This window comes from Glaciecola sp. XM2, assembly GCF_018595715.1.
GTDB lineage: Bacteria > Pseudomonadota > Gammaproteobacteria > Enterobacterales > Alteromonadaceae > Glaciecola.
In genome coordinates this window covers 494001-513849 of sequence record NZ_JAHEOJ010000014.1, presented here as the reverse complement: position 1 = coordinate 513849, position 19849 = coordinate 494001, and the positions used below count along the sequence as shown (strand labels likewise).

Sequence of the window (19849 nt, the reverse complement as noted above, 5' to 3'; positions counted from 1 at the left end):
GTTGGTATGACTCCCTTTGTCAAGTTTGACAAAACAATCCTGTGACATTCTTTCGGTCCATAAGATATTTAAAAATTAAGCTAACGCATCAGATGAGGCAGTATTGTCGTCGGTTTACATGCTGGTATCCGTAGGTTACTTATTTTTCAATAAGCAGAGCTGACCTTACTTTTTCCGCCGCAGTGCCTTCTCATCACTCTATGTTCGTGGGTCAAAAACGTGTTGTTTATTGCCTTCCTAACACCCTCGGAGGTTGCACCACATCCGCGGCCTGATCTAAATGCGCTAGCTTAAAACTCTTTATCATGCTGGCACTCTACTAGTGCGCAATTTTGGATTGACCGGTGTGAGTACCACTTCTTTGGTAATCGCCCATATGTAAGCCGCCATCTCCCTGGCAATCGCTGCAATGATTAAATTGTAGTGTTTGCCCTGCTTACTCATGCGTTGATAGCGCTTGCACAATCGTAGTTGCGCCTTCCAAGCAATGTCCAAAATATCTTTGGGTAAGCACTCTTGTCGCTTTTGTAACTCGGTAGAGATATTAGCGGCGAATCGGTAACTATGAGCGCCTTCGATAAGTAATCGTCGTGCACGGCCATTACCTGTTTTGGTAATGGCCCCAATACGGCGTTTACCACCAGAGGAATGTTCTGAGGGCACCAGACCTAAATAACTCATTAGCTTTCTTGGGTGGTCAAAGCGGGTTAAATCACCCAGCTCAGCCACTACACCAACAGCAACCAATAGTCTTACTCCTCGCATAGATTGAATCGCCTTGACCACAGGATAATAGCGCCACTGACGTACTTGATGTTCAAGTTCATTATCGAGTCGCTCTAAGCGCTGTATTCGTTCAGTGATGGTTTGAATGTATTCTTGTAACACGATGTGCTGTGCAGGATGCGGCAGTACCATTTCAGTGAGCCAACGAAGGTGTTTCTTAGACCAGTTAGCCACTCCGTCGTAGTGAATATTGTTTCGCAGCAAAAGTGCCTTTAATTGGTACTTTGCATCCTTTAAATCTTTCATGGCTGTTTCACGGCCACGAGATAAATCACGTACAGCCTCATCTTCCGGCTCGGGGACATAGATGGGGGATAGATCTTCAGATTTTAGTAATTTCACGAGCTTAAGTGCATCGCGTCTATCGGTCTTTATTTTATCACCAGGCTTTTTAGGAATGAGTGACGGCGCTACCACATAACAACAATGACCTAAGCTGGTGATAAACCGATAAATCCAATAGCCACAAGGGCCTGCTTCGTAAACAAAGTGCAGAGTTGCGTTTGGGTATTTGGATTCAAACTGACGCACAAGCTTTTTCACGCTTACTTTTGAAGAGGCTATGCGTCCCATATGAACCGGTGCTTTCCCTCTACCATCTTCGCAATACGCCACTTCGTGAAATTCTTTATGAGTATCCAATCCAATAAAAATTATGCTATGTTTATTCATGCTAGTCTCCAAATTTATATAATGTTTAATCGACAATTATTTATGGCACTGGCTATTGTAGCTAACCCACGAAAATGCGGAGACTAGCACTTTTGAAGGGAGTCATAATGTCTATGAGCCTATGAAAATTTCGCTATATACATTGATATTTTTGACACTATTAAGCCTAGGAGTTAATGCTTGTCCTGCGCCACCTCCTGGTTACGGTTTAACTCACTCTCAACTAATTGAGCAGACGGCGACGATAGTTTTAGCTCAAGCTATTAAAGTTACTGATGAAGTTGTTGTGTTTGAAGTGGTCGAAAATATAAAAGGGGATAGTGAAAAAGAGTTCTTTTGGCGACGTTCCAGAATACCAAAATCTGTGAAACATATTAGTACTGATTTTAATCGCCATACTGAGCCGTCTTTTTGGTCAAACGCCCCATTAGTAAGAAGATCACCAATTTCAAAAGGTGGTATTTGTAATATTGCATTTACTTATGAACTTGGAGAAGTTTACTTGGTTTTTCGTGAGTCGTGGGGGCATGCTCATTCAAATGAGATCATTAAAGCTGAAGATGATAAGTGGCTAGCTTATGTCAAAGAGTCAGTAGCAAGCGGCTCATAACAAGGCTTTAAAGTCGGATTCGTAACAGTTGGCTCGGTTCCGCTTCGCTTCACATTTTAGCCAACTATTGCTCACCGCTTAAAGCGGCGTTATGTAACACGGAGAGTTCAGTGAAAATTATACCTTTAGCGTTCTTGAGCATTTCAATTGCTTTTTCCGCTTTCGCTTCTGAGAGTAGCTCGATTGGATATAAAACAGTGGAGCTCGCGCTAAATGCACTCAAAAATAAAGAGGGCACAAATCTAAGTATCCAGGGCGGCTGGACAATAATTGAGGATAAAGAGGAGTCAAACTTGGTTTTGTGGTCATTCACTCCTGATTCGCATCCAGCTCACCCAGCCGCAATAAAGCGCAAAGTTGTTGAGAAAAACCAAAAGATATACATTCAAATGTCTGCCCTCTGCCAAGCTAAAAAAGAAGACTGTGACAAACTGATGCAAGAATTTGAGCAATTAAATCAAAACATAATGAAAGGCTCGAGATAAGTGTTACATAACAAGCGCCTTAAACATCGCGGCCTTTGGCCGCTGGACTCGCAACAAGTTGCTCGCCGTTTAGGCGAGCGTTAGAGCGGCAGGAGACCTATGGATAACCGGTACGGGTTGAGCCGGACAATTCCGGAAGGCATCAAAAGAGAAGTGCGACAAGCTTGCGGATATGGCTGCGTCCTATGCGGTGCCGCTATCGTTGAGTATGAGCACGTAGATCCTGTTTTCGTTGATGCAAAAGAGCATTCTCCTGACGGTATTGTGCTGCTCTGTCCCCAATGCCACGCAAAAGTGACGAGGGGCTTTGTTTCTAAAGAGCGAGTCAAGGAAGCAAAAGCGCAGCCAATTAGCCAGAAAAGAAACTACGCTCACGAATTCTTTGACCTTGGCTCTAAACAACCTAATTTCGTTCTCGGCGGTGCGTCAATAACTAATGCCCCGATACCGCTAGAAATCCACGGGTACCGCGTCGTGAAAATCGAACCAAGTGAAGAGGAAGGTGGCCCAGTAAGATTTAGCGGTACGTTCTTCAATAGCCACGGGGAGATAAGTCTTCAAATTACAGACAATGAATGGCGAGCGTACTCTGGTAACTGGGATTTTGAAGCAAAAGGTGGGGAGCTAATCGTGCGAGATGCCCCGGGCAGCATCTCCTTACGACTCAGAGCCTCGTCTGATTCTGGAATCGTTGTTGAAAAAATCAATATGCGGGTCGGGGCCTACCAGATAATTGGCGGCACCGATGATTTGTTGCTGAAAGCTGATGATGGTTCACAAATTCAGTGCGGCGGCATGATTGCCGATAACTGTCGCATTGGGCTGTCCCTTGGGTAGCTCTAACAAGTGGCTGTTGTCGGACGTTGTAAGCTCCGTTTGTTTTGGGGTGTCACTTTGTTCCACTATACCCCAAAACAATCTCCACTTATAATGCCCTTAAACTTGGCGTTAGCTCCCTTACCTCAACTTTTAACTTTTTTGAGACAAAACCTAGTTTTTAATATACTCTTATCTCAATTATTCACAATTTTGAGATTACTATGATTGCTTCTCCACCAAAAGAACTTATCAGTAACCCCTTGCAGCTCGCTCTGGAGAAGCACAGTGAGCACCTGAAAGAATATATCGAACTTTTATCTCCTACCGATAATAAAGGAAGGTACCTTCACTATGACCAGCTTCGTTATAGATTTGCCAAAGATTTAGATAAAGATTTAGCATGGTCAATTGTGAAAACTGCTAGATTGAGACAATTAAAAAGAATTCTTCCTCTTGGTGATTCTAATGAAGTGGGGCGTTTTTTTCTTACTCCCAATATTCAAAAAGCCATAAGTGAAACAGACAGGAATACAACAAGCGCTTCTCTCGAGTGGATGTGTTCAAAAATCGGTGAAGAAAAGCACCTCGAATACTTATTAAATGATTTGGTCGAAGATGAAGCAATAAGCAGCAGTCAACTCGAAGGGGCTGCTACTACTACTGAAGTTGCAAAAGACTTATTGAAAAGGAAGCGAAAGCCTAGAAGCTTAGATGAAAAAATGATCATCGGTAATTTCAAGATGATGAATTTCGCATGGGAGAATAGAGAAAAAGATCTAACACCTGATTTTATTAGGGACTTACATCAAATAGGCGTCGATGGGATAGACGATGACAACTACACACCCGGTGTGTTTCGGAAAACTGACGATGTGAAGGTTGTTGATGCTGAGGGTAATATTGTTCATCAGCCGCCTTTAGCAGAAAACCTGAAAGCTCGTTTGAAAAAAGTCTGTAGTTGGGTAAATAAATGTCATCACGATACAGATAATCGTGACTACTTCCATCCATTGGTAAAGGCAATCATAATTCATTTCCTGATCGGTTTTGAGCATCCATTTAGAGATGGAAATGGGCGAGTTGCAAGGGCTCTTTTCTATTGGTATATGTTTAAAAATGATTTTTCTGCATTTAGATACATCACTATAAGTCTGCTATTGAAAAATGCACCTGTTCAATACGGGAAAAGTTATCTTTATACAGAATCAGACGAAATGGATTTGACTTATTTCATTGATTATCAATGCTCAATAATTAATAGAGCGATAAACAAGTTTAAGGATTCTTACCAACGGACTCTAAAAGAAGCTGAAGAGTTTAATGTTTGGCTATGGAAATCTGGTTTATATAAAAAATTATCGGATAAACAGCAGAAAATATTCCAAGTAGCACGGAGCGGTGTTGCTCAGTTTTTTACGGCGTCGAATGTAAAAGAAAACTTAGGATGTTCCTATAATACTGCATCTTCTGCACTAAATGGCCTTGTAGATATGAAACTCTTCAAAAAGGAAAAACAAGGTCGTGAATGGGTTTTCAGCATGGTAAGCCAAAAGAAAATCCTTAAAGATTGGAATGCGAAAAAATAGATCGGGCGCTAACAATCACATTAAGTCGCTCGCAGGCTCGCTGGGACAGTAATGCATGGGCTCTGCCGCTTCGCTCGGATTTTAGCCCATGCGTTACTCCCCCTTATATGGGCGTTAGAGATACAATAAAGCAACTGGAGAACAATACTGGATCATGGGGAAAAGTTGCTTAACTGGGTTGTCTGAAAAAGGTTGACCACTTCAGTTTTTTGGTCTTGGGATTGGTAGTTGTCTTTACAACGATTTGTTTGAATTTGCTCGCGCTAACGCTATAAAAACGGTTACTTGCGAATACAACATTGTTCCTCCAAATTTGGCATCTGGTGCATTTCACGATAAGTTTGGTTTTACTGAGTTAGGCACACAATGGGTAGCGGGCGGTAGCAAGCAGGTCTCACTTCAAGCGGCACAGACGTGACAGTGTATTTATGGGAACGGTGTATGGCTGAAGAGCTTGTCTTATGCGGTCGTTTGACGGAGGGAACATGAAAAAATCATCGCTTTTTTACATAGCCTTGGGTTTTATTTTGCTAGGAACACCGCTTTACGTTTTTAAAGGGGCAATTGCTTGTGAAATTGCCGGTCCACTTGGATACGAGCAGATAAAACCAAACGTGTTCATTGCTAAGGATGATTCACGAAATATACAAGAGTTAGCATTTATAGAGGATGCGACTAACAGAGTGTCTACTACATTTGGGGACATGACAGCTACGCCTATTATGATACTAACCTTGAATAAAGAACAATCCGCTAACTTTTTTGCATCTGAAACCGCAAGCTCCCACTTTAGCCCTTTCAATAATTGCTTGGTAATAGGCCCTAAAGGTCAAAATGTAGACGTGGTTGCTCACGAGTTGGTGCACGCTGAGGTATATGCGCGGCTTGGGTGGTTAACGCAAATGTTAAAAATGCCTCGCTGGTTTGAAGAGGGCGTTTCATTATTGGTTGATTTAAGAGAGCCCTTTTTACCTGAAAATATCTTGATGGATGAAACAGAAGTTGATGCGGTTAAAAAACTGTTTTACGGTCATCAATTCTATAATGAAAATGCATTCAACAATTACCGTGCTGCAAGATTAGCGGTCGATTCAGTTGATAAAACTCAGTTCTACGCAAATCTTGAGAAGATGAAAGAAGGCCAGAGCTTTGATGAGGTGTTTGGCGTTTCAAAATAACAAAACTCAAAGTAAAAAGAATTTGATATCCGCCATCTGGTTGGTGATTAGAAATTAAGGAGAAGTAAACGAATGGAACCGAATTATTCAGAGTATTCTATTGCTGAGTTACAAGACGCTCTAGCTAACATAGACAAACAAGCCTACCCAGAACGAGTAGAGAAAATTGAAAGTGAATTAAGCTCACGACAACCTGCACAGAGCCATTCTGAAGAGCCGCTAAATGATGATTACGAACCAAATGAGCAGTTCTTTAAATGTCCAACATGTGAAAAGAAAATAGGCTTTTTCTCTAAAACGGCTAACAAGTGGGGGAAAAACAAGGAATGCCCGCACTGTAGCGCGCCCTTTGAATCATTTATGAAATGGAAAGTATTTGCTATCGCATTGATACCGGTGTTTTTCGTTCATCTATTTGTGTTGCGACCGCTGGTAGTTTCGTTAGGCTTCAATGGTGCAATTAGCACCGGTATTATATGCGGCCTCCTTACCGTGTTTGCTATGCGTTACCGGAAAGTTCGCAGCCCCAAAGTCACATAATAATCGATTTAAAGCCGGGCGATGCAAAAGCGCTAATGAGCTCAGCATTAAAATTAAAAGGAAGTTTTTGTTATGCAAAATACTATTGGCATTATGGCCGCATTTATTTTGATGAGTGGCTGTGCATCAACACATCCAGAGAAAGAGTACTCGCACTTAAGCGTTACTCAAGACGAAATGCAATCTTCAAAATGGAGTCAACTCAATCGGTTTCCTGCCAGGTATCCCAGAGAGGCGGTATTCGAAAGACTCGAAGGCTGTGCGACTATTGAGTATGTCATCACGCCTCAAAATGAAGTGAAAGACATAACGGTGGTAGCCTCCACAAATAAGTATTTTTCTAAAGCCGCAAGAGATGTAATAAATAACTGGAATTGGTCAGAGTTACCTAAAAGCATCCTAGCAGAGCCGGTAAAGACGCAAACTCGATTTGATTTCTGTTTTGATAAACCCAATCAACCCTGCAAATTGGTGACGCCTAAATATTCTTGCCCAAGTGACGACATCATATATTCCACGGGTAGCATTATTAAGAGGGTGCGTGCGCTGTAGGGTTTGCGTTAAGGGCATTTGCCATTTGTGCATAACTACCCCAAACAATTGATTGATGTGACCCTATGAAGGTAACGAACATTAATTTGTGGTCCTGTATGCTGCGCAACTGTTTCCCATTAATGGGTTATTTTCTTAGGCGGCAATAAGGGCTTTTAGTTATCAAGGATAGGCAGAATGAAGTATATAATTTGTGCATTCATAGTGGGTGTCATTAGTTTTCCGGCTCAAGCGTGCTCGTATTTTGGTTCTTATGTGTTTCAACCTACGTTAGAGCGATGGGAGCAGCATCCAGGCCCCAAGCAACTGGATGAAAATGCAAGTGGTGATTATTGGGAAGCAGTCCCTCTGCCGGTTGTTAGCCAGATGGCAATAAACCGAGCAAGTTACAACGGAAAAACCTCTTGTGGCGACACTGGAGATTTGACTATCTTAGTCAAGTTACCGAGCTCGTCAACATACAACCTCGATGAGTTTGGTGTCTATATTCAGGTGATAGATGGTGAAATGCCTGATCAGATTTTCCCCAACATTCCGATTATTGATACCACACCTGAAACAGACGAAGGGTTCTACTCGTTCACCTTTGGGTGGCTAGACCATCATCCAAGCGAGCAGGCACCTTTGAACCTTACTATTGAAGTAAGGTTTTTAACGAATGACTTAAGGCTTGGCGCTGCCACCACAATCAAAATAAAGCAAGACGACAGCTATTAAACGGCTTTGCAAACACCCACAAGTAATTTAATCATGGATTGGAGAAAATTAAACAAATGAATCAACAGCAACAATATGTATCAGGACTAGGAAAGGACTCGGTAGTGCCACCCGAAATCAAAGGTTGGAATTGGGGGGCGTTTTTTCTAAATTGGATTTGGGGAATTGGCAACAGTACCTACATAGCTTTGTTGGTATTTGTACCTTTAGTCAATATTGTGATGCTCGTTTTACTGGGTCTAAAAGGCAATGAATGGGCATGGAAAAATAGAGCATGGAGAGATGTGGAGCACTTTAAGGCAACCCAAAAAAAGTGGCGTAATGCTAGTGCAATCTTGCTTCTTGTCGTGCCATTATTCGCTGTGTTTGTTGGCAGCTTGTTGAAAGGAGAGGCGTTTGACCAATCGATGATAGCGGTCTCTGAAAATAAAGAAGTAATCGAAGTCATTGGTGAGCCAATTGAGGCCGGCTTTTTGATTTTCGGCTCCATACAAACATCAGGTGCAAGTGGTGAAGCTTCTTTGCAATATTCAGTTTCCGGCCCTAAAGGTGAAGCCGATGTGTATGTGCGGGCGTATAAAGAGATGGACAAATGGGTACTATATCACGTCGTTGTGGATTGGCCCGAATCTGGTAAGCGTGTACAGGTTGTAAACCCTAACGAGTAGAAGCGTTTTAACACGTATTAGAAGACTAAGAAAATCTGTTTTTGGTCGTCACAACGCTATTCTCAGCAAATACTTAAGTGGTAACCAATTGTTGTTTTTGTATTGAACAAGTAGGATGTATGAGTAAAGTAATAAAGAAAATTGAAAAAGACAGAGATGAATCAGACTTGAAGATGTCAATCATAGGCGCATTTGTTTTATGTGCCCTTTGTTTTTTCTGTGTTGGGGTGATGTATGGGGCCTCGTTTAATTTAAGTATTGTCGTACCACTGTTAGTGTTTTTAACAGCTATAAATGTGGGCTGCGCTAGGTATATTATTAGGCGCATCAATAAACAAAGCAAATGAGCATTAAGCTCAAAGTGAAGCCTAGCGTGAGCATCAGCAGCAATGACTCACTTTTTGGTATCTTAGACTCATAAGGAGTAGTAAATTATGGAAGATATTCTTGGCGAGATATTTAGAGGCTTTCTTAGGGTTATTGGGTACATTCTTGCTGAGATATTTTTTTGGACGATTTGTTATTGGCTGGGTTGGCCCATTTGTAAACTTTTCTCATTTGGTCGTTATCCCAAAACGACCGACATTATCTATTTTGGCGAAAAAGGCCGTTCGGGCTTTTGGTGCGCCGCCACGGGCCTAATTGTCATTATTGTTTTGTCGTTGTTCTTTCTTGGTGCATTTGGGTGATTCTCTACGGTAACGCGCTACATTTATAGGGAGAAGGTCCATCGTTCTATTTCTTTTGAGAAATTTATCGCGATTAGTTTACGGTAGAACCGATTTATGAAGACAAAACATTTGAGCAAAAATTCATGGGTGTCACTGAGTTTTACGTTGTTGATGTTGGCACTCGTTTTCGGCGTTAACGGCATTCCGAGCTACGATGTCTTGGAAGAGAAAACGGGTACGTTAGAGTGGTTTGAAGAAATAGGTAAACGCAAGAATACTTTAAGGTTCAAGCTTAACGAGCATGACCAAATGTTTGTGTATCATTCGGTCGGCGGCTCATTGAGTATCGTAAAAGAAGCGCTTAATAAGGACGGCGCTGCGCTAACGATTGCTTACGACCCAAATGATTCCGATTCGGCAATATGGGAGTTTGAGGACTTTCACCCGGTATACCAAGTGATAAGCAACGGTCGCTTGGTCAAAAGTTATCGCTCAGTCGCGGCAAAATACAATAGCAATAGTGATCTAGCGGTTTGGCTGTTGATTGCGGGCTTGTTATCCTCAGTGATTTGCTTTGGGATCGATTGGAATGTGTTAAGAGATGGAAATTAATCAATGAATCAGACGGAAGTGTTAAGGCTAGCCAATTGAAACTTAAGGGAAAGTTAACGAATTGGCACGACGATAAAGGCTTTGGATTCGTCGAACCTAATGGAGGCGGGGACCGCGCCTTTGTTCATATCAAAGCGTTTCAAAAACGCTCAAGAAGACCTGTAGACGGAGACCTAATCGTGTACGAGCAGGTCAAAGATGCTAAGGGAAAATTTAAAGCCATAAATGTAACCTTATCAATCGATCGCAAATTAAAAAAAGCGTCGCCGCCCAAAAATCGTAGCTTTGGCTCTTTTGTGTGTATTTTGTTCTGTGTTTTTTTACTTTTAATGACTGTTTCAAATAAGTTGCCAATCGAGGTTTTGTATTGGTATGCGGGAGCAAGCGTTGTAGCGTTTTTGCTTTATTATTTTGATAAGTCGGCCGCACAAGATGGCAGTTGGCGTACCCCAGAAGCTAACCTTCATTTAGTTAGCTTGCTAGGTGGCTGGCCAGGTGCATTTTATGCCCAAAACGCACTAAAACATAAGTCTAGTAAGCAAGAGTTTAAAAAGGCGTATTGGGGGACGGTGGTTGTTAATCTTGGCGTGTTTGTTTGGTTGTTGAGCGCTCAAGGTCAGAACTTTATAACAATGATAATTGGTTAGTTAAAGCATTAAAACATGATGATGTATAGTTTCGAGCGAGAGTGATAGAGTGGATTGTAGGGTTCAATATGAAGGACAATATATTGAGTTACAAAGCAATAAATTTTGAAGAGAAACTCAGCCTATTTAGTGAGCAGTGGTCACCCAAGGTCATTGCCGAGATGAATGATTACCAAATAAAGGTAGCGAAGATTGAAGGTGAGTTTGAGTGGCACGCACATCAAGACACCGACGAAACCTTTATCGTGCTAGATGGACGCCTCAAAATTGAGTTTAGAGATGGTCACGTAGACCTACAAAGTGGTGAGATGTATGTTGTTCGTCAAGGCGTTGAGCACAAGCCTGTCGCTGATGGTGAAGTAAAAATTCTGCTCATTGAACCTCGAGGTGTTATCAATACTGGCGACAATGCTACTGATGCACGGACTGCTGAAAATGACGTTTGGATATAAGAATGCTTGAGCTTAAATACGAAAAATAGAGCTTGTACAACAAAAGAAAAAGGCTGGAAGGGAATACCTTACCAGCCTTTTGTAGTTATAGGTTTATGTTTGGTCGCGTGCCAAAGCCTGCACCATAAACAATCGCGTTAAGCAAAAGTCGATTTGTGCCTCTGGAGGCTCCTCTGAAGTTAGGTTGCCCCGAGAACATTATCAACTGGCCTTTACCAATAGATTCGCGGGTTAGGTAACTAGAGTTGGCAATGCGTTGTGAGGCTTCAGGCCAAACTAGGCCGCTCATGCGAACGTGCACTTCTTGTCCGTTTGGAATGGAGTACCAACCAACGGCCTCTTCATAAGTCGCGTCTGGGTTGGCTTGGTATATACCCACCGATACTACAGATTCTGCGCCTTGTGGCACCACCAATACATCTTGATCACGGTACAATAGCGGTAACCGCTCGTTGACTCCAAAGGTTAACCAGTGTTTTTGGTCAGCGTGACCTGCCACCATAGCGCCTGCAGGCATAAAGAGTTTTTGCCAATCGTTACGCTTTTCTAGCTCGTCTTTATCAAGTGGATCTGGCTTATCATCCCAAGGGTAGCTAACCGTTGTGCTCAACAATGAAGCGTTAAGGGCATCGGTGACGTTGTAGTCCTTCTGGGCCAGTAGCCTGCGCTGCAGGGCTATGTCAAAGTCATGGGCGTCTTCAAAAATATCGTCAACGAGTTTTACTGAGGAGAAATCGTCAGCTTTACTCATCATGGCACTTGCGCCTTCATGCGTGATCAAGGTGCCGCCTTGCTTCACCCACGTCATTAAGGCTTTTTGATTCGCTTCACTTAAGCTGCGTCGTTGAGGCATTACAATCGTGTTGTAACGACGTAAATCAGCTGACGCTAGGCTCGACGCATCTACATGACTATGGCGTATTCCTAGATTTGAATCAATTGACCACCATACTGTGCCAGCGTCATTTTGATTTGTGCCTGCTTGCGTAGCAATGGCAATTTGCGGCTGTTGCAGTAATACAAAGTGATCGCCGCCCCAGTCGGGCAGTTCGCCATTTCCTAAACCAGTGGTTGCGCTTTGTACGCGTAAGTTTAGCTCATCGGCAGTTTGCTTTATAAGGGTGTGTAACTGCTCGTTGTTAAGGTTGTCGGTAATGGTAACCGCTACCGAACCACGATTGAGCGTAACGTCGTTAAATTGCGCTGCCTTGTCAATCACTCTTACATATACGCCTTGCTCCATCAAGCGCGCTGCAAATGCCACTGAGCCGTCATCCACGCCGTCAACAAACCATGCTATTGCCTCTTTATCAATAGTATTTTGTGTTGGGCTAGGTGGCGCATAATCACTTACATTACGGGTGATTTCATCGGGCACGGTTAACGCTTCAAGACCATACATCATGGTGAGATTCCATGCCGATGTATCATACATAATAGAGCGACCTTCTCGCAGGACTCTAGCGCGCTCTTTTTGCAGCACTTCTGGTTTTAAGGCCGCCTCAAACTCCATAATCGCAGAGATTAAGCGAGCTTCTGGCTGACGGTTATTGATGATCAAACTGCCGGCTTCAATAGTGGTTTCATCAAGAGTTTGACCCAGGTGATTAACCGCGTCGTCTACCTCAATGGCTTGCGTAGCAACTTTTACTTCTATGTCTTGCGCTAAGAGCTTTTCAGCGAGTAAATGTGTGCGTGATGCATTTTCATTTGCTAATACCACGTAGGTTTTATTGGCATAAGGGCTTTTGTTCGACAACACCATTTTTCTATCTTGCCAATAATCTTGATACATCTCGTCTGAATATTTATCGAGGGATTCAAGGTTGGCAATGGTGCTTATATACTGATGATGTACCGATTCTTTGTAGGTTTGAATAGTGCCTTCTGGGCGCTTAACACCGTCTTCGGCCATGCGTGATTGCTCATACAGAATATGCATAGTGCCACGATGCTGTGCATAACTTGAATAACCTGGATACCAGTTTTCAAACCATTCGCCAGTGTAGTAGCGCCAGCCTTTGTCATCAAACGCTGCGCCTTGGTCTTGGGCAAAGGTTACCGCCCATTTTTGTACGCTGGAGGCAATATGTGCATTAATCGGCTGGCGGGGAGGACCCATCAAATAGGTATCTTGTGGGCCCATTTCATGACCGTCGATCATCAACTGTGGGCGCCATTTGTTAATTAAAGCAACACGCCCCTTCGTTTCGGGTTGTGTTAAATAGAAAAAGTCGCGGTTTAAATCAAAATAATAATGGTTGGTTCTGCCATATGGCCAATCACCACGATGCAACAGAGCTTGATCGTCTACATTCGGCGCTGTGCCGCGATATTGTTCTAAGGACTTAGCAAAGCGATCCCGTCCATCTGGATTCATGAGTGGGTCAATGACCACTATCATATCGTCTAGTAAGTCTGTCGTTGCTTGGCTTTGATCTGCAGCTAGATGATAAATTGCAGCAAGGGCGGCGTCGGCACCTGAGGTCTCATTACCGTGAATAGAGTAGGCCATCCATGCAATTGCTGGAAGTCGCTCGATGATTTGCTCTGCTTGCGCATCACTGGTGCTGCGTGGGTCGGCTAGGGCACTTAGGTCTTGCTGAATATCATCTAATTTGGCTAAGTTCTCTGGAGTAGAAATAAAAATCGCGAACAACGGGCGGTTTTCATGGCTTCTTGCATATTCTACAACCTTTAATCGGTCACTTTGTCCTTTCCAAGTTTCCACTGCCTCGGTAATTTTGGCAGGGGTGGCAACGCGAAAGCCTACTTCAAAACCAAGGATGTCGTCTGGGTGCGTGACAGCGTCGGTATAGTTACCCTCGAGTATGGGGGCTTTATAGTCTAAATCTGGATGATAGGTGGGTTTCATTAGGAGGCTTGCATGTGCGATTTGACTAAATAGCACGCTGGCACCTAATAAGATGGCTAGCTTATTTCGCATGGTGTTGTCTCGTTGTTGTTGTTTTGACACACACTAAACTAGCATTAAAACTTTATTGATCGCAACCTTACAATCAATTGTGTAATACCATCAAATGTGGGCTACCTATGGGGGCAGGGATTGGACTAGCAACAGAGTAAAACTGATATAATAACGGTCAGCGATTCAGCAGACCGTTTATTGATTTATTGATTTATTGCTTAGGCGGGCTTTTCTATATTTTTTCTTAAGATAAGTACCAGCACGAATATAAAAGCAAACGGGGGAAAGAAACCCGACATAAAACCCAAAATTGTTGCTGCGATGGGGTGATTGGTCTTTTTACGGCCTAAAAAAAAACCGACCATTGCCATAATGATGGCGAGGCCAAACAAAAGCTGGCCCACAAGTGTTGCGTTTATCGCCATCTAGATGACTCCTTATTCTAGCTCTGCTAGGCACATTTCTTCTTTAATTTGTGCACACCATGCTTTTACGCGTTCTTCGGTAAGCTCAGGTTGACGGTCTTCGTCGATACCAAGCCCTACAAAGTGGTCATCGTCCGCCATGCCCTTGGATGCTTCAAAGTCATAACCCTCAGTTGGCCATTGACCAATCAAGATAGCACCTTTTGGTTCAACGATATCTCTGATCATGCCCATGGCGTCTAAAAAGTATTCGGCGTAATCTTCTTGGTCGCCGCATCCGAAAATAGCGACAAGCTTATCTTCAAAGTCTATTTCTTCGAGTTCGGGGAAGAAGTCGTCCCAATCACATTGCGCTTCGCCGTAATACCATGTTGGTATTCCGAACATAAGCAAATCAAACTCAGCAATTTCTTCTTTGCTACTCTTTGCAATGTCTTTTACATCAATTAGGTTTTTACCTAATTCTTTTTGAATCATCTTTGCGATGTGCTCGGTATTACCGGTATCGCTACCAAAAAATAGGCCTACACTTGCCATTTATACATACTCCACATCTGTTGGCTTTCAGATACCTTGTAAGGTCCAAAATACTTCGATAATGCCTTTGGCGACAAAACCTGCCGCACCTAACCCTAGTACGCCATAGGCCACAAAACGGCCTGTTTTGGGTACATCATTCTTTTTCAGTACGTCATGTACAGCAAAAAACATCAGCGCAAATAGCACCACTAGGGTGATATTTAAGGCGATTGACTCTACTGTTTTAAAAAGTTCGGGCGACATTTTTCACCTAAAACTATGTTACTTGCTATGTGTCGATAACCCTCATAAATCTATGAGAATTGTCGAGGCACGCCAAATTTAAACTGGCGCGATGTTACCATGAAATCAACGAAAAAATGAACAATCCAGGTACATTTTACGCGATAAGCTGTCTGTTTTACTCAACACGTAAAAACTTTGTAATCAAGGCGTTAACAACTTGTGGTTTTTGTGCGTGAAGCCAATGACCTGCTTGCACAACTTTGGCTGATGCCTGGGGAAACTGCTCCATTATCACCGATTGATGAGCGCTTTGAATGTAGTCCGATTCTGCCCCTTTGATAAACAAAGTTGGCCCGTTAAAACACTCTGGAATGTGCTGCCAATCGCTTAACGCATCGTAATCGCGCACAATAAGGGGCAAGTTAAAGCGCCATGCCCAGTTTCCGTTCTCGTCTTGATAAAGACTTTTGAGTAAAAAAGCTTGCGTGCCGGGGTCTTCTAAATGTTCAGATAGCGCTTGTTTGGCTTCATTACGTGAGTTCAAAGAGGCTAAATCGATACTGTTTAAGCCATTAAACACCGCATGATGGCGAGCAGGGTAAGGAATCGGAGCGATATCCATGACCACCAGCTGCGAAATTAACTCGGGTCGTTGATGGGCAACGAGCATCGACATTTTGCCGCCCAAGGAGTGACCAACCAGTACGTATTTTGGTATGTTTAACTCTTTTAGAAGCGCTACGATTTTTTGTACCGCTCCATCGAAACTAAATGTTTCAGAGCGTTGTGACTTGCCATGATCAGGCAGGTCAATGCTGACTACGTATCGGTCATTTTCAAAGTGCCTGCGAATGACCGACAAGTTATCGGAGTTACCAAATAGACCATGAATAAGCACAAGCGCGGGCAGCGGGCTAGCGCGATCACCATGTGTCTGGAAATACAAACCGTGAGACATAACAAACCTTATAAAAAAGCCCAGCAGAACTGGGCCGGTTAATCTTAGTATAAACTACATGTTCGGGTAGTTTGGACCACCACCGCCTTCTGGTACCACCCAAACGATATTCTGTTGAGGCTCTTTGATATCACAGGTTTTACAGTGAACGCAGTTTTGCGCATTGATTTGAAACTTCTTCTCGCCGTCATCATTCTCAACCACTTCGTACACCCCAGCAGGGCAGTATCTTTGCGCAGGTTCGTCAAATTTAGCAAGGTTCACTTGAATAGGAATGCTTGGGTCTTTTAACTGTAGATGACACGGCTGGTCTTCTTCATGATTGGTATTTGATAAATACACCGATGAGAGTTTATCAAAGCTCAACACGCCATCGGGCTTGCCGTATTCGATAGACGGCATTTCACTGGCTGGCTTTAAGGTTTGGTGATCAGGCGTGGAGTCGCTAATTGTAAACGGTAATTTGCCCCCAAAGAAATTTTGGTCGAGGGTATTGTATGCACCGCCCATGAAATTGCCGAACTTATGGATGGCTGCACCAAAGTTACGCGAACGGTAAAGCTCATCGTACAACCAAGAATTTTTGAATAACTCTGTGTATTCTATTGGATCTTTGATGGCTTGCTCATCTTGCAATAGGCCATAAAGCGCTTCAGCCGCCAATAGCCCTGACTTCATTGCCGTATGGTTACCTTTAATTTTGGAGAAGTTTAAGGTGCCAGCATTACAACCTACCATTAATCCACCAGGGAACGTCATTTTTGGTAGGGACTGGAAGCCACCTTTAGCAATAGCGCGAGCGCCATAGGTAACTCGCGTGCCGCCTTTTAAGGTATTAGCGATGACGGGGTGATGCTTTAAGCGTTGAAACTCATCAAAAGGTGATAGATGTGGATTGTCGTAGTTTAAATCTACAATCAGCCCTACAAACACTTGGTTATTTTCGGCGTGATATAAATAACTACCGCCGGTGGCTTTATCGAGGGGCCAACCTGCTGTGTGGACCACTAGCCCTTGTTGATGTTGCTCAGCAGGAATATCCCATATTTCTTTAAAGCCAATGGCATAATGCTGTGGAGATACGTCTTTATCTAAACCAAACTTGCTTATAAGTTGCTTGCCTAAATGACCACGGCAGCCTTCTGCAAAAATCGTATACTTGGCCGTTAATAACATGCCAGGCACAAACCCGTCTTTTTCAGAGCCGTCTTCAGCGACTCCCAAGCTACCGGTAATAATTCCCGCGACGTTTCCGGCTTCATCATAATGGATTTCTGAGCCGGTAAAGCCGGGGTAGATTTCAACGCCGAGACTTTCAGCTTGTTCACCTAACCATCTGCACATATTCGCCATACTGAGAATATAGTTGCCGTCGTTGTGCATGGTTTTTGGGGTCATTAAATTTGGGAGCTTGGTCGCAGACGTTTCGCTATTAAGCAGATAGATATGATCTTCTGTGACCTCTGTGCCCATTGGTGCACCAAGCTCTTTATAGTTGGGAAAGAGTTCTTCAAGCGCTCGTGGCTCAAACACCGCGCCTGATAAAATATGCGCACCCACTTCCGAGCCTTTTTCAAGTACGCACACATTTAGTTCGGTATTATTGTCGTTAGCAAGTTGCTTTAGTTTGATTGCTGTTGAGAGTCCAGAAGGTCCGGCGCCTACTACTACAACATCAAACTCCATTACTTCTCTTTCCATTTCTATCTCCAAGCAAACGCTGACCATTTATAGTTAGGTATTCGCCAAACGAATATTCTAACGAGCCAAAACGTTGTAAAATCTTATTTTGTACGAAAGGTAATGCAGGTTGACGTTTACGTCAACTCTATATAAATTGCGCATTACTCAATTACATGGTGTTTTCGCAAAGCAGATGTGAACTTGCGTTCACATAAACCGTCACCATATGTGGTTCATATACGTACACTATGAGCTATTAGCCGCTATACTCAACTTAATTAAGTTAATAGTTATGTGTAAGCTGCGTTGATGCGAAGCAAATGATGCAAAATTGTACAGCACGATTCGCTGTACAAACGAGTTCCATATACCAAGTAAACCAATTCACTAGGGGAATGTATGAAGGTATTAGTGCCGGTAAAACGCGCAATTGACTACAACGTTAAAGTGCGTGTTAAGCCTGATAATTCTGGGGTTGACCTAAATAACGTAAAAATGGCGATAAACCCATTTTGCGAAATTGCAGTTGAAGAAGCGATTCGCCTAAAAGAAAAAGGCGTGGCAACTGAAATTGTAGTCGTTTCGATTGGCGACAAAGCCTGCCAAGAGCAAATTCGCACAGGTCTTGCATTAGGTGCAGACCGTGGTATTCACATTGAGACCGATGCAGGTGTATCGCTTGAGTCGCTTCAGGTAGCAAAGCTACTGCAAAAGGTGGTTGAAGCAGAATCTCCTGACTTGGTGATTTTAGGCAAACAGGCGATTGATTCAGATAACAACCAAACCGGCCAAATGCTAGCGGCGCTTACGGGCATGCCTCAAGGCACGTTTGCATCTGAAGTCAACGTAGCCGACGGTAAAGTGTCAGTCACGCGCGAAGTAGACGGTGGATTGCAAACCGTTGAGTTAAGCCTGCCTGCGGTTGTAACAACCGACCTGCGCTTAAACGAGCCGCGTTATGCCTCTCTTCCTAATATTATGAAAGCGAAGCGTAAGCCAATCGATGTGCAGTCTGCTGCCGATATGGGCGTGGAATTATCATCAAATGTGACAGTAGTTAAAGTCACGCCGCCACCGCAAAGACAGGGCGGTGTTAAAGTGGCAAGCGTTGAAGAGCTTGTGGATAAACTTAAAAACGAAGCGAAGGTGATCTCATGACAGTCCTCGTATATGCAGAGCACGATAATGAAGTGCTAAAACCTGAAACCAATAAAATGATTACAGCGGCTCAAGCCGTTGGCGGTGATATCACCGTGTTAGTCGCTGGCGACCAGTGCACCGCGGTGGTAGAGGCAGCATCTAAGCTTGCGGGTGTTAGCAAAGTGATAGTTGCCGAAAATGCAGCGTATGCGCATCAAATGCCTGAAAATATCGCAGAGCTAGTGGTTGAGTTGGCGGGTGGTTACACGCACATTTTTGCAGCAGCCACCACAACGGGTAAAAACTTTATGCCCCGCGTTGCTGCCATGTTAGATGTTGCGCAAATATCAGACGTTATTGCGGTTGAATCTGCTGACACTTTCGTTCGCCCAATTTATGCGGGTAACGCGATTGCAACAGTACAAAGCGCTGACAGCGTAAAAGTAGCGACCATTCGCGCATCATCTTTTGATGCTGTTGGTAATGATGGTAGTGCGTCGGTTGAAACAATCGATGTCGTGAAGACCTCAGAAAAATCAAGCTTTGTATCGGCTGAGCTGACCGAATCTGAGCGTCCAGAGCTAACCGCAGCCACCGTTATCATTTCGGGTGGACGTGGCATGCAAAATGGCGAAAACTTCGCGCTGTTAGACGGCATTGCTGACAAATTAGGTGCCGGTATTGGTGCATCTCGTGCTGCCGTAGATGCTGGCTTTGTACCAAATGATATGCAAGTAGGTCAAACCGGTAAAATCGTTGCTCCTGACTTGTATATCGCAGTAGGCATTTCAGGCGCTATTCAACATCTTGCAGGCATGAAAGACTCTAAAGTCATTGTTGCTATCAACAAGGATGAAGAAGCTCCAATTTTCCAAGTGGCCGACTATGGTTTAGTGGGTGATTTGTTTGAGGTCTTACCGACGTTGGAAGCAGCGCTCTAAAAGAAATTAAGCA

Annotated in this window: 22 protein-coding genes; 15 read left to right on the top strand and 7 right to left on the bottom strand. The window is 43.5% G+C overall.

Features of this window, described 5'->3' with window-relative positions; translation table 11 throughout:
* Window positions 1-303: 303 nt before the first annotated feature.
* On the bottom strand, window positions 304-1458 hold the full coding sequence (locus tag KJ365_RS02765; RefSeq protein WP_214449579.1) for an IS110 family RNA-guided transposase: 1155 nt from the start codon (window positions 1456-1458) through the stop codon (window positions 304-306).
* Between the two features lie 121 nt (window positions 1459-1579).
* Here KJ365_RS02765 and KJ365_RS02760 point away from each other — a divergent pair, with 121 nt between their 5' ends.
* The 13 genes from KJ365_RS02760 to KJ365_RS02695 all read left to right on the top strand — a co-directional run bounded on the left by KJ365_RS02760 (window position 1580) and on the right by KJ365_RS02695 (window position 10995).
* On the top strand, window positions 1580-2068 hold the full coding sequence (locus tag KJ365_RS02760) for a hypothetical protein (protein ID WP_214450075.1): 489 nt from the start codon (window positions 1580-1582) through the stop codon (window positions 2066-2068).
* 110 nt (window positions 2069-2178) lie between these two features.
* On the top strand, window positions 2179-2553 hold the full coding sequence (locus tag KJ365_RS02755) for a molecular chaperone DnaJ (protein WP_214450074.1): 375 nt from the start codon (window positions 2179-2181) through the stop codon (window positions 2551-2553).
* A 153-nt stretch (window positions 2554-2706) separates the two neighbouring features.
* Complete coding sequence (locus KJ365_RS02750; protein ID WP_214450073.1) at window positions 2707-3390, top strand: HNH endonuclease signature motif containing protein; 684 nt, start codon at window positions 2707-2709, stop codon at window positions 3388-3390.
* A 203-nt stretch (window positions 3391-3593) separates the two neighbouring features.
* Window positions 3594-4958, top strand: coding sequence for a Fic family protein (locus tag KJ365_RS02745; protein WP_214450072.1), 1365 nt, complete (start codon window positions 3594-3596; stop codon window positions 4956-4958).
* 485 nt (window positions 4959-5443) lie between these two features.
* Entirely contained in the window at window positions 5444-6136 is a 693-nt protein-coding gene (locus KJ365_RS02735; protein ID WP_214450070.1) for a hypothetical protein, read from the top strand.
* Between the two features lie 72 nt (window positions 6137-6208).
* Window positions 6209-6676, top strand: coding sequence for a hypothetical protein (locus KJ365_RS02730; RefSeq protein ID WP_214450069.1), 468 nt, complete (start codon window positions 6209-6211; stop codon window positions 6674-6676).
* A 72-nt stretch (window positions 6677-6748) separates the two neighbouring features.
* The gene (locus KJ365_RS02725; RefSeq protein ID WP_214450068.1) at window positions 6749-7228 is read left to right on the top strand and encodes an energy transducer TonB; all 480 of its coding nucleotides are present in this window, start codon (window positions 6749-6751) and stop codon (window positions 7226-7228) included.
* 177 nt (window positions 7229-7405) lie between these two features.
* A complete protein-coding gene (locus KJ365_RS02720; protein ID WP_214450067.1) occupies window positions 7406-7945 on the top strand; it encodes a hypothetical protein in 540 nt (179 codons plus the stop codon).
* 56 nt (window positions 7946-8001) lie between these two features.
* Window positions 8002-8613, top strand: a complete 612-nt coding sequence (locus KJ365_RS02715) for a cytochrome c oxidase assembly factor Coa1 family protein (protein ID WP_214450066.1) — start codon at window positions 8002-8004, stop codon at window positions 8611-8613.
* A gap of 434 nt (window positions 8614-9047) precedes the next feature.
* Window positions 9048-9302, top strand: a complete 255-nt coding sequence (locus tag KJ365_RS02710; RefSeq protein ID WP_214450065.1) for a hypothetical protein — start codon at window positions 9048-9050, stop codon at window positions 9300-9302.
* Window positions 9303-9398: 96 nt separating this feature from the next.
* Complete coding sequence (locus KJ365_RS02705) at window positions 9399-9896, top strand: hypothetical protein (RefSeq protein WP_214450064.1); 498 nt, start codon at window positions 9399-9401, stop codon at window positions 9894-9896.
* A gap of 35 nt (window positions 9897-9931) precedes the next feature.
* The gene (locus tag KJ365_RS02700) at window positions 9932-10543 is read left to right on the top strand and encodes a DUF1294 domain-containing protein (RefSeq protein WP_214450063.1); all 612 of its coding nucleotides are present in this window, start codon (window positions 9932-9934) and stop codon (window positions 10541-10543) included.
* 68 nt (window positions 10544-10611) lie between these two features.
* Entirely contained in the window at window positions 10612-10995 is a 384-nt protein-coding gene (locus tag KJ365_RS02695; RefSeq protein ID WP_502793476.1) for a cupin domain-containing protein, read from the top strand.
* 85 nt (window positions 10996-11080) lie between these two features.
* Here the strand turns inward: KJ365_RS02695 and KJ365_RS02690 are convergent, their stop codons facing one another.
* From KJ365_RS02690 to KJ365_RS02665, 6 genes are all read right to left on the bottom strand, one after another.
* The gene (locus tag KJ365_RS02690; RefSeq protein ID WP_214450062.1) at window positions 11081-13942 is read right to left on the bottom strand and encodes a M14 family metallopeptidase; all 2862 of its coding nucleotides are present in this window, start codon (window positions 13940-13942) and stop codon (window positions 11081-11083) included.
* Window positions 13943-14142: 200 nt separating this feature from the next.
* Window positions 14143-14349, bottom strand: a complete 207-nt coding sequence (locus tag KJ365_RS02685; protein ID WP_214450061.1) for a hypothetical protein — start codon at window positions 14347-14349, stop codon at window positions 14143-14145.
* A gap of 12 nt (window positions 14350-14361) precedes the next feature.
* A complete protein-coding gene (gene fldA, locus KJ365_RS02680) occupies window positions 14362-14886 on the bottom strand; it encodes a flavodoxin FldA (RefSeq protein ID WP_214450060.1) in 525 nt (174 codons plus the stop codon).
* 27 nt (window positions 14887-14913) lie between these two features.
* Window positions 14914-15132 (bottom strand): DUF2788 domain-containing protein, encoded by a 219-nt coding sequence (locus tag KJ365_RS02675; RefSeq protein WP_214450059.1) that lies wholly within the window; start codon window positions 15130-15132, stop codon window positions 14914-14916.
* Between the two features lie 157 nt (window positions 15133-15289).
* Entirely contained in the window at window positions 15290-16072 is a 783-nt protein-coding gene (locus KJ365_RS02670; protein ID WP_214450058.1) for an alpha/beta fold hydrolase, read from the bottom strand.
* Window positions 16073-16126: 54 nt separating this feature from the next.
* A complete protein-coding gene (locus KJ365_RS02665) occupies window positions 16127-17773 on the bottom strand; it encodes an electron transfer flavoprotein-ubiquinone oxidoreductase (RefSeq protein ID WP_214450057.1) in 1647 nt (548 codons plus the stop codon).
* Between the two features lie 381 nt (window positions 17774-18154).
* Between KJ365_RS02665 and KJ365_RS02660 the strand changes: the two genes are divergently transcribed.
* Entirely contained in the window at window positions 18155-18913 is a 759-nt protein-coding gene (locus KJ365_RS02660; protein WP_214450056.1) for an electron transfer flavoprotein subunit beta/FixA family protein, read from the top strand.
* Entirely contained in the window at window positions 18910-19836 is a 927-nt protein-coding gene (locus KJ365_RS02655; RefSeq protein WP_214450055.1) for an electron transfer flavoprotein subunit alpha/FixB family protein, read from the top strand. Before KJ365_RS02660 ends, KJ365_RS02655 begins: the two co-directional genes overlap by 4 nt.
* Window positions 19837-19849 lie beyond the last annotated feature (13 nt).

Excerpts from the sequence above, each read along its gene's own strand:
- KJ365_RS02730 (WP_214450069.1), top strand. The coding sequence starts at position 6,209 with ATGGAACCGAATTATTCAGAGTATTCTATTGCTGAGTTACAAGACGCT.
- KJ365_RS02705 (WP_214450064.1), top strand. The coding sequence starts at position 9,399 with ATGAAGACAAAACATTTGAGCAAAAATTCATGGGTGTCACTGAGTTTT.
- KJ365_RS02655 (WP_214450055.1), top strand. The coding sequence starts at position 18,910 with ATGACAGTCCTCGTATATGCAGAGCACGATAATGAAGTGCTAAAACCT.
- KJ365_RS02735 (WP_214450070.1), top strand. The coding sequence starts at position 5,444 with ATGAAAAAATCATCGCTTTTTTACATAGCCTTGGGTTTTATTTTGCTA.
- KJ365_RS02670 (WP_214450058.1), bottom strand. The coding sequence starts at position 16,072 with ATGTCTCACGGTTTGTATTTCCAGACACATGGTGATCGCGCTAGCCCG.
- KJ365_RS02725 (WP_214450068.1), top strand. The coding sequence starts at position 6,749 with ATGCAAAATACTATTGGCATTATGGCCGCATTTATTTTGATGAGTGGC.
- KJ365_RS02660 (WP_214450056.1), top strand. The coding sequence starts at position 18,155 with ATGAAGGTATTAGTGCCGGTAAAACGCGCAATTGACTACAACGTTAAA.
- KJ365_RS02710 (WP_214450065.1), top strand. The coding sequence starts at position 9,048 with ATGGAAGATATTCTTGGCGAGATATTTAGAGGCTTTCTTAGGGTTATT.
- KJ365_RS02665 (WP_214450057.1), bottom strand. The coding sequence starts at position 17,773 with ATGGAAAGAGAAGTAATGGAGTTTGATGTTGTAGTAGTAGGCGCCGGA.
- KJ365_RS02765 (WP_214449579.1), bottom strand. The coding sequence starts at position 1,458 with ATGAATAAACATAGCATAATTTTTATTGGATTGGATACTCATAAAGAA.
- KJ365_RS02695 (WP_502793476.1), top strand. The coding sequence starts at position 10,612 with ATGAAGGACAATATATTGAGTTACAAAGCAATAAATTTTGAAGAGAAA.
- KJ365_RS02685 (WP_214450061.1), bottom strand. The coding sequence starts at position 14,349 with ATGGCGATAAACGCAACACTTGTGGGCCAGCTTTTGTTTGGCCTCGCC.
- KJ365_RS02675 (WP_214450059.1), bottom strand. The coding sequence starts at position 15,132 with ATGTCGCCCGAACTTTTTAAAACAGTAGAGTCAATCGCCTTAAATATC.
- KJ365_RS02690 (WP_214450062.1), bottom strand. The coding sequence starts at position 13,942 with ATGCGAAATAAGCTAGCCATCTTATTAGGTGCCAGCGTGCTATTTAGT.
- KJ365_RS02760 (WP_214450075.1), top strand. The coding sequence starts at position 1,580 with ATGAAAATTTCGCTATATACATTGATATTTTTGACACTATTAAGCCTA.
- KJ365_RS02715 (WP_214450066.1), top strand. The coding sequence starts at position 8,002 with ATGAATCAACAGCAACAATATGTATCAGGACTAGGAAAGGACTCGGTA.
- KJ365_RS02745 (WP_214450072.1), top strand. The coding sequence starts at position 3,594 with ATGATTGCTTCTCCACCAAAAGAACTTATCAGTAACCCCTTGCAGCTC.
- KJ365_RS02720 (WP_214450067.1), top strand. The coding sequence starts at position 7,406 with ATGAAGTATATAATTTGTGCATTCATAGTGGGTGTCATTAGTTTTCCG.
- fldA (WP_214450060.1), bottom strand. The coding sequence starts at position 14,886 with ATGGCAAGTGTAGGCCTATTTTTTGGTAGCGATACCGGTAATACCGAG.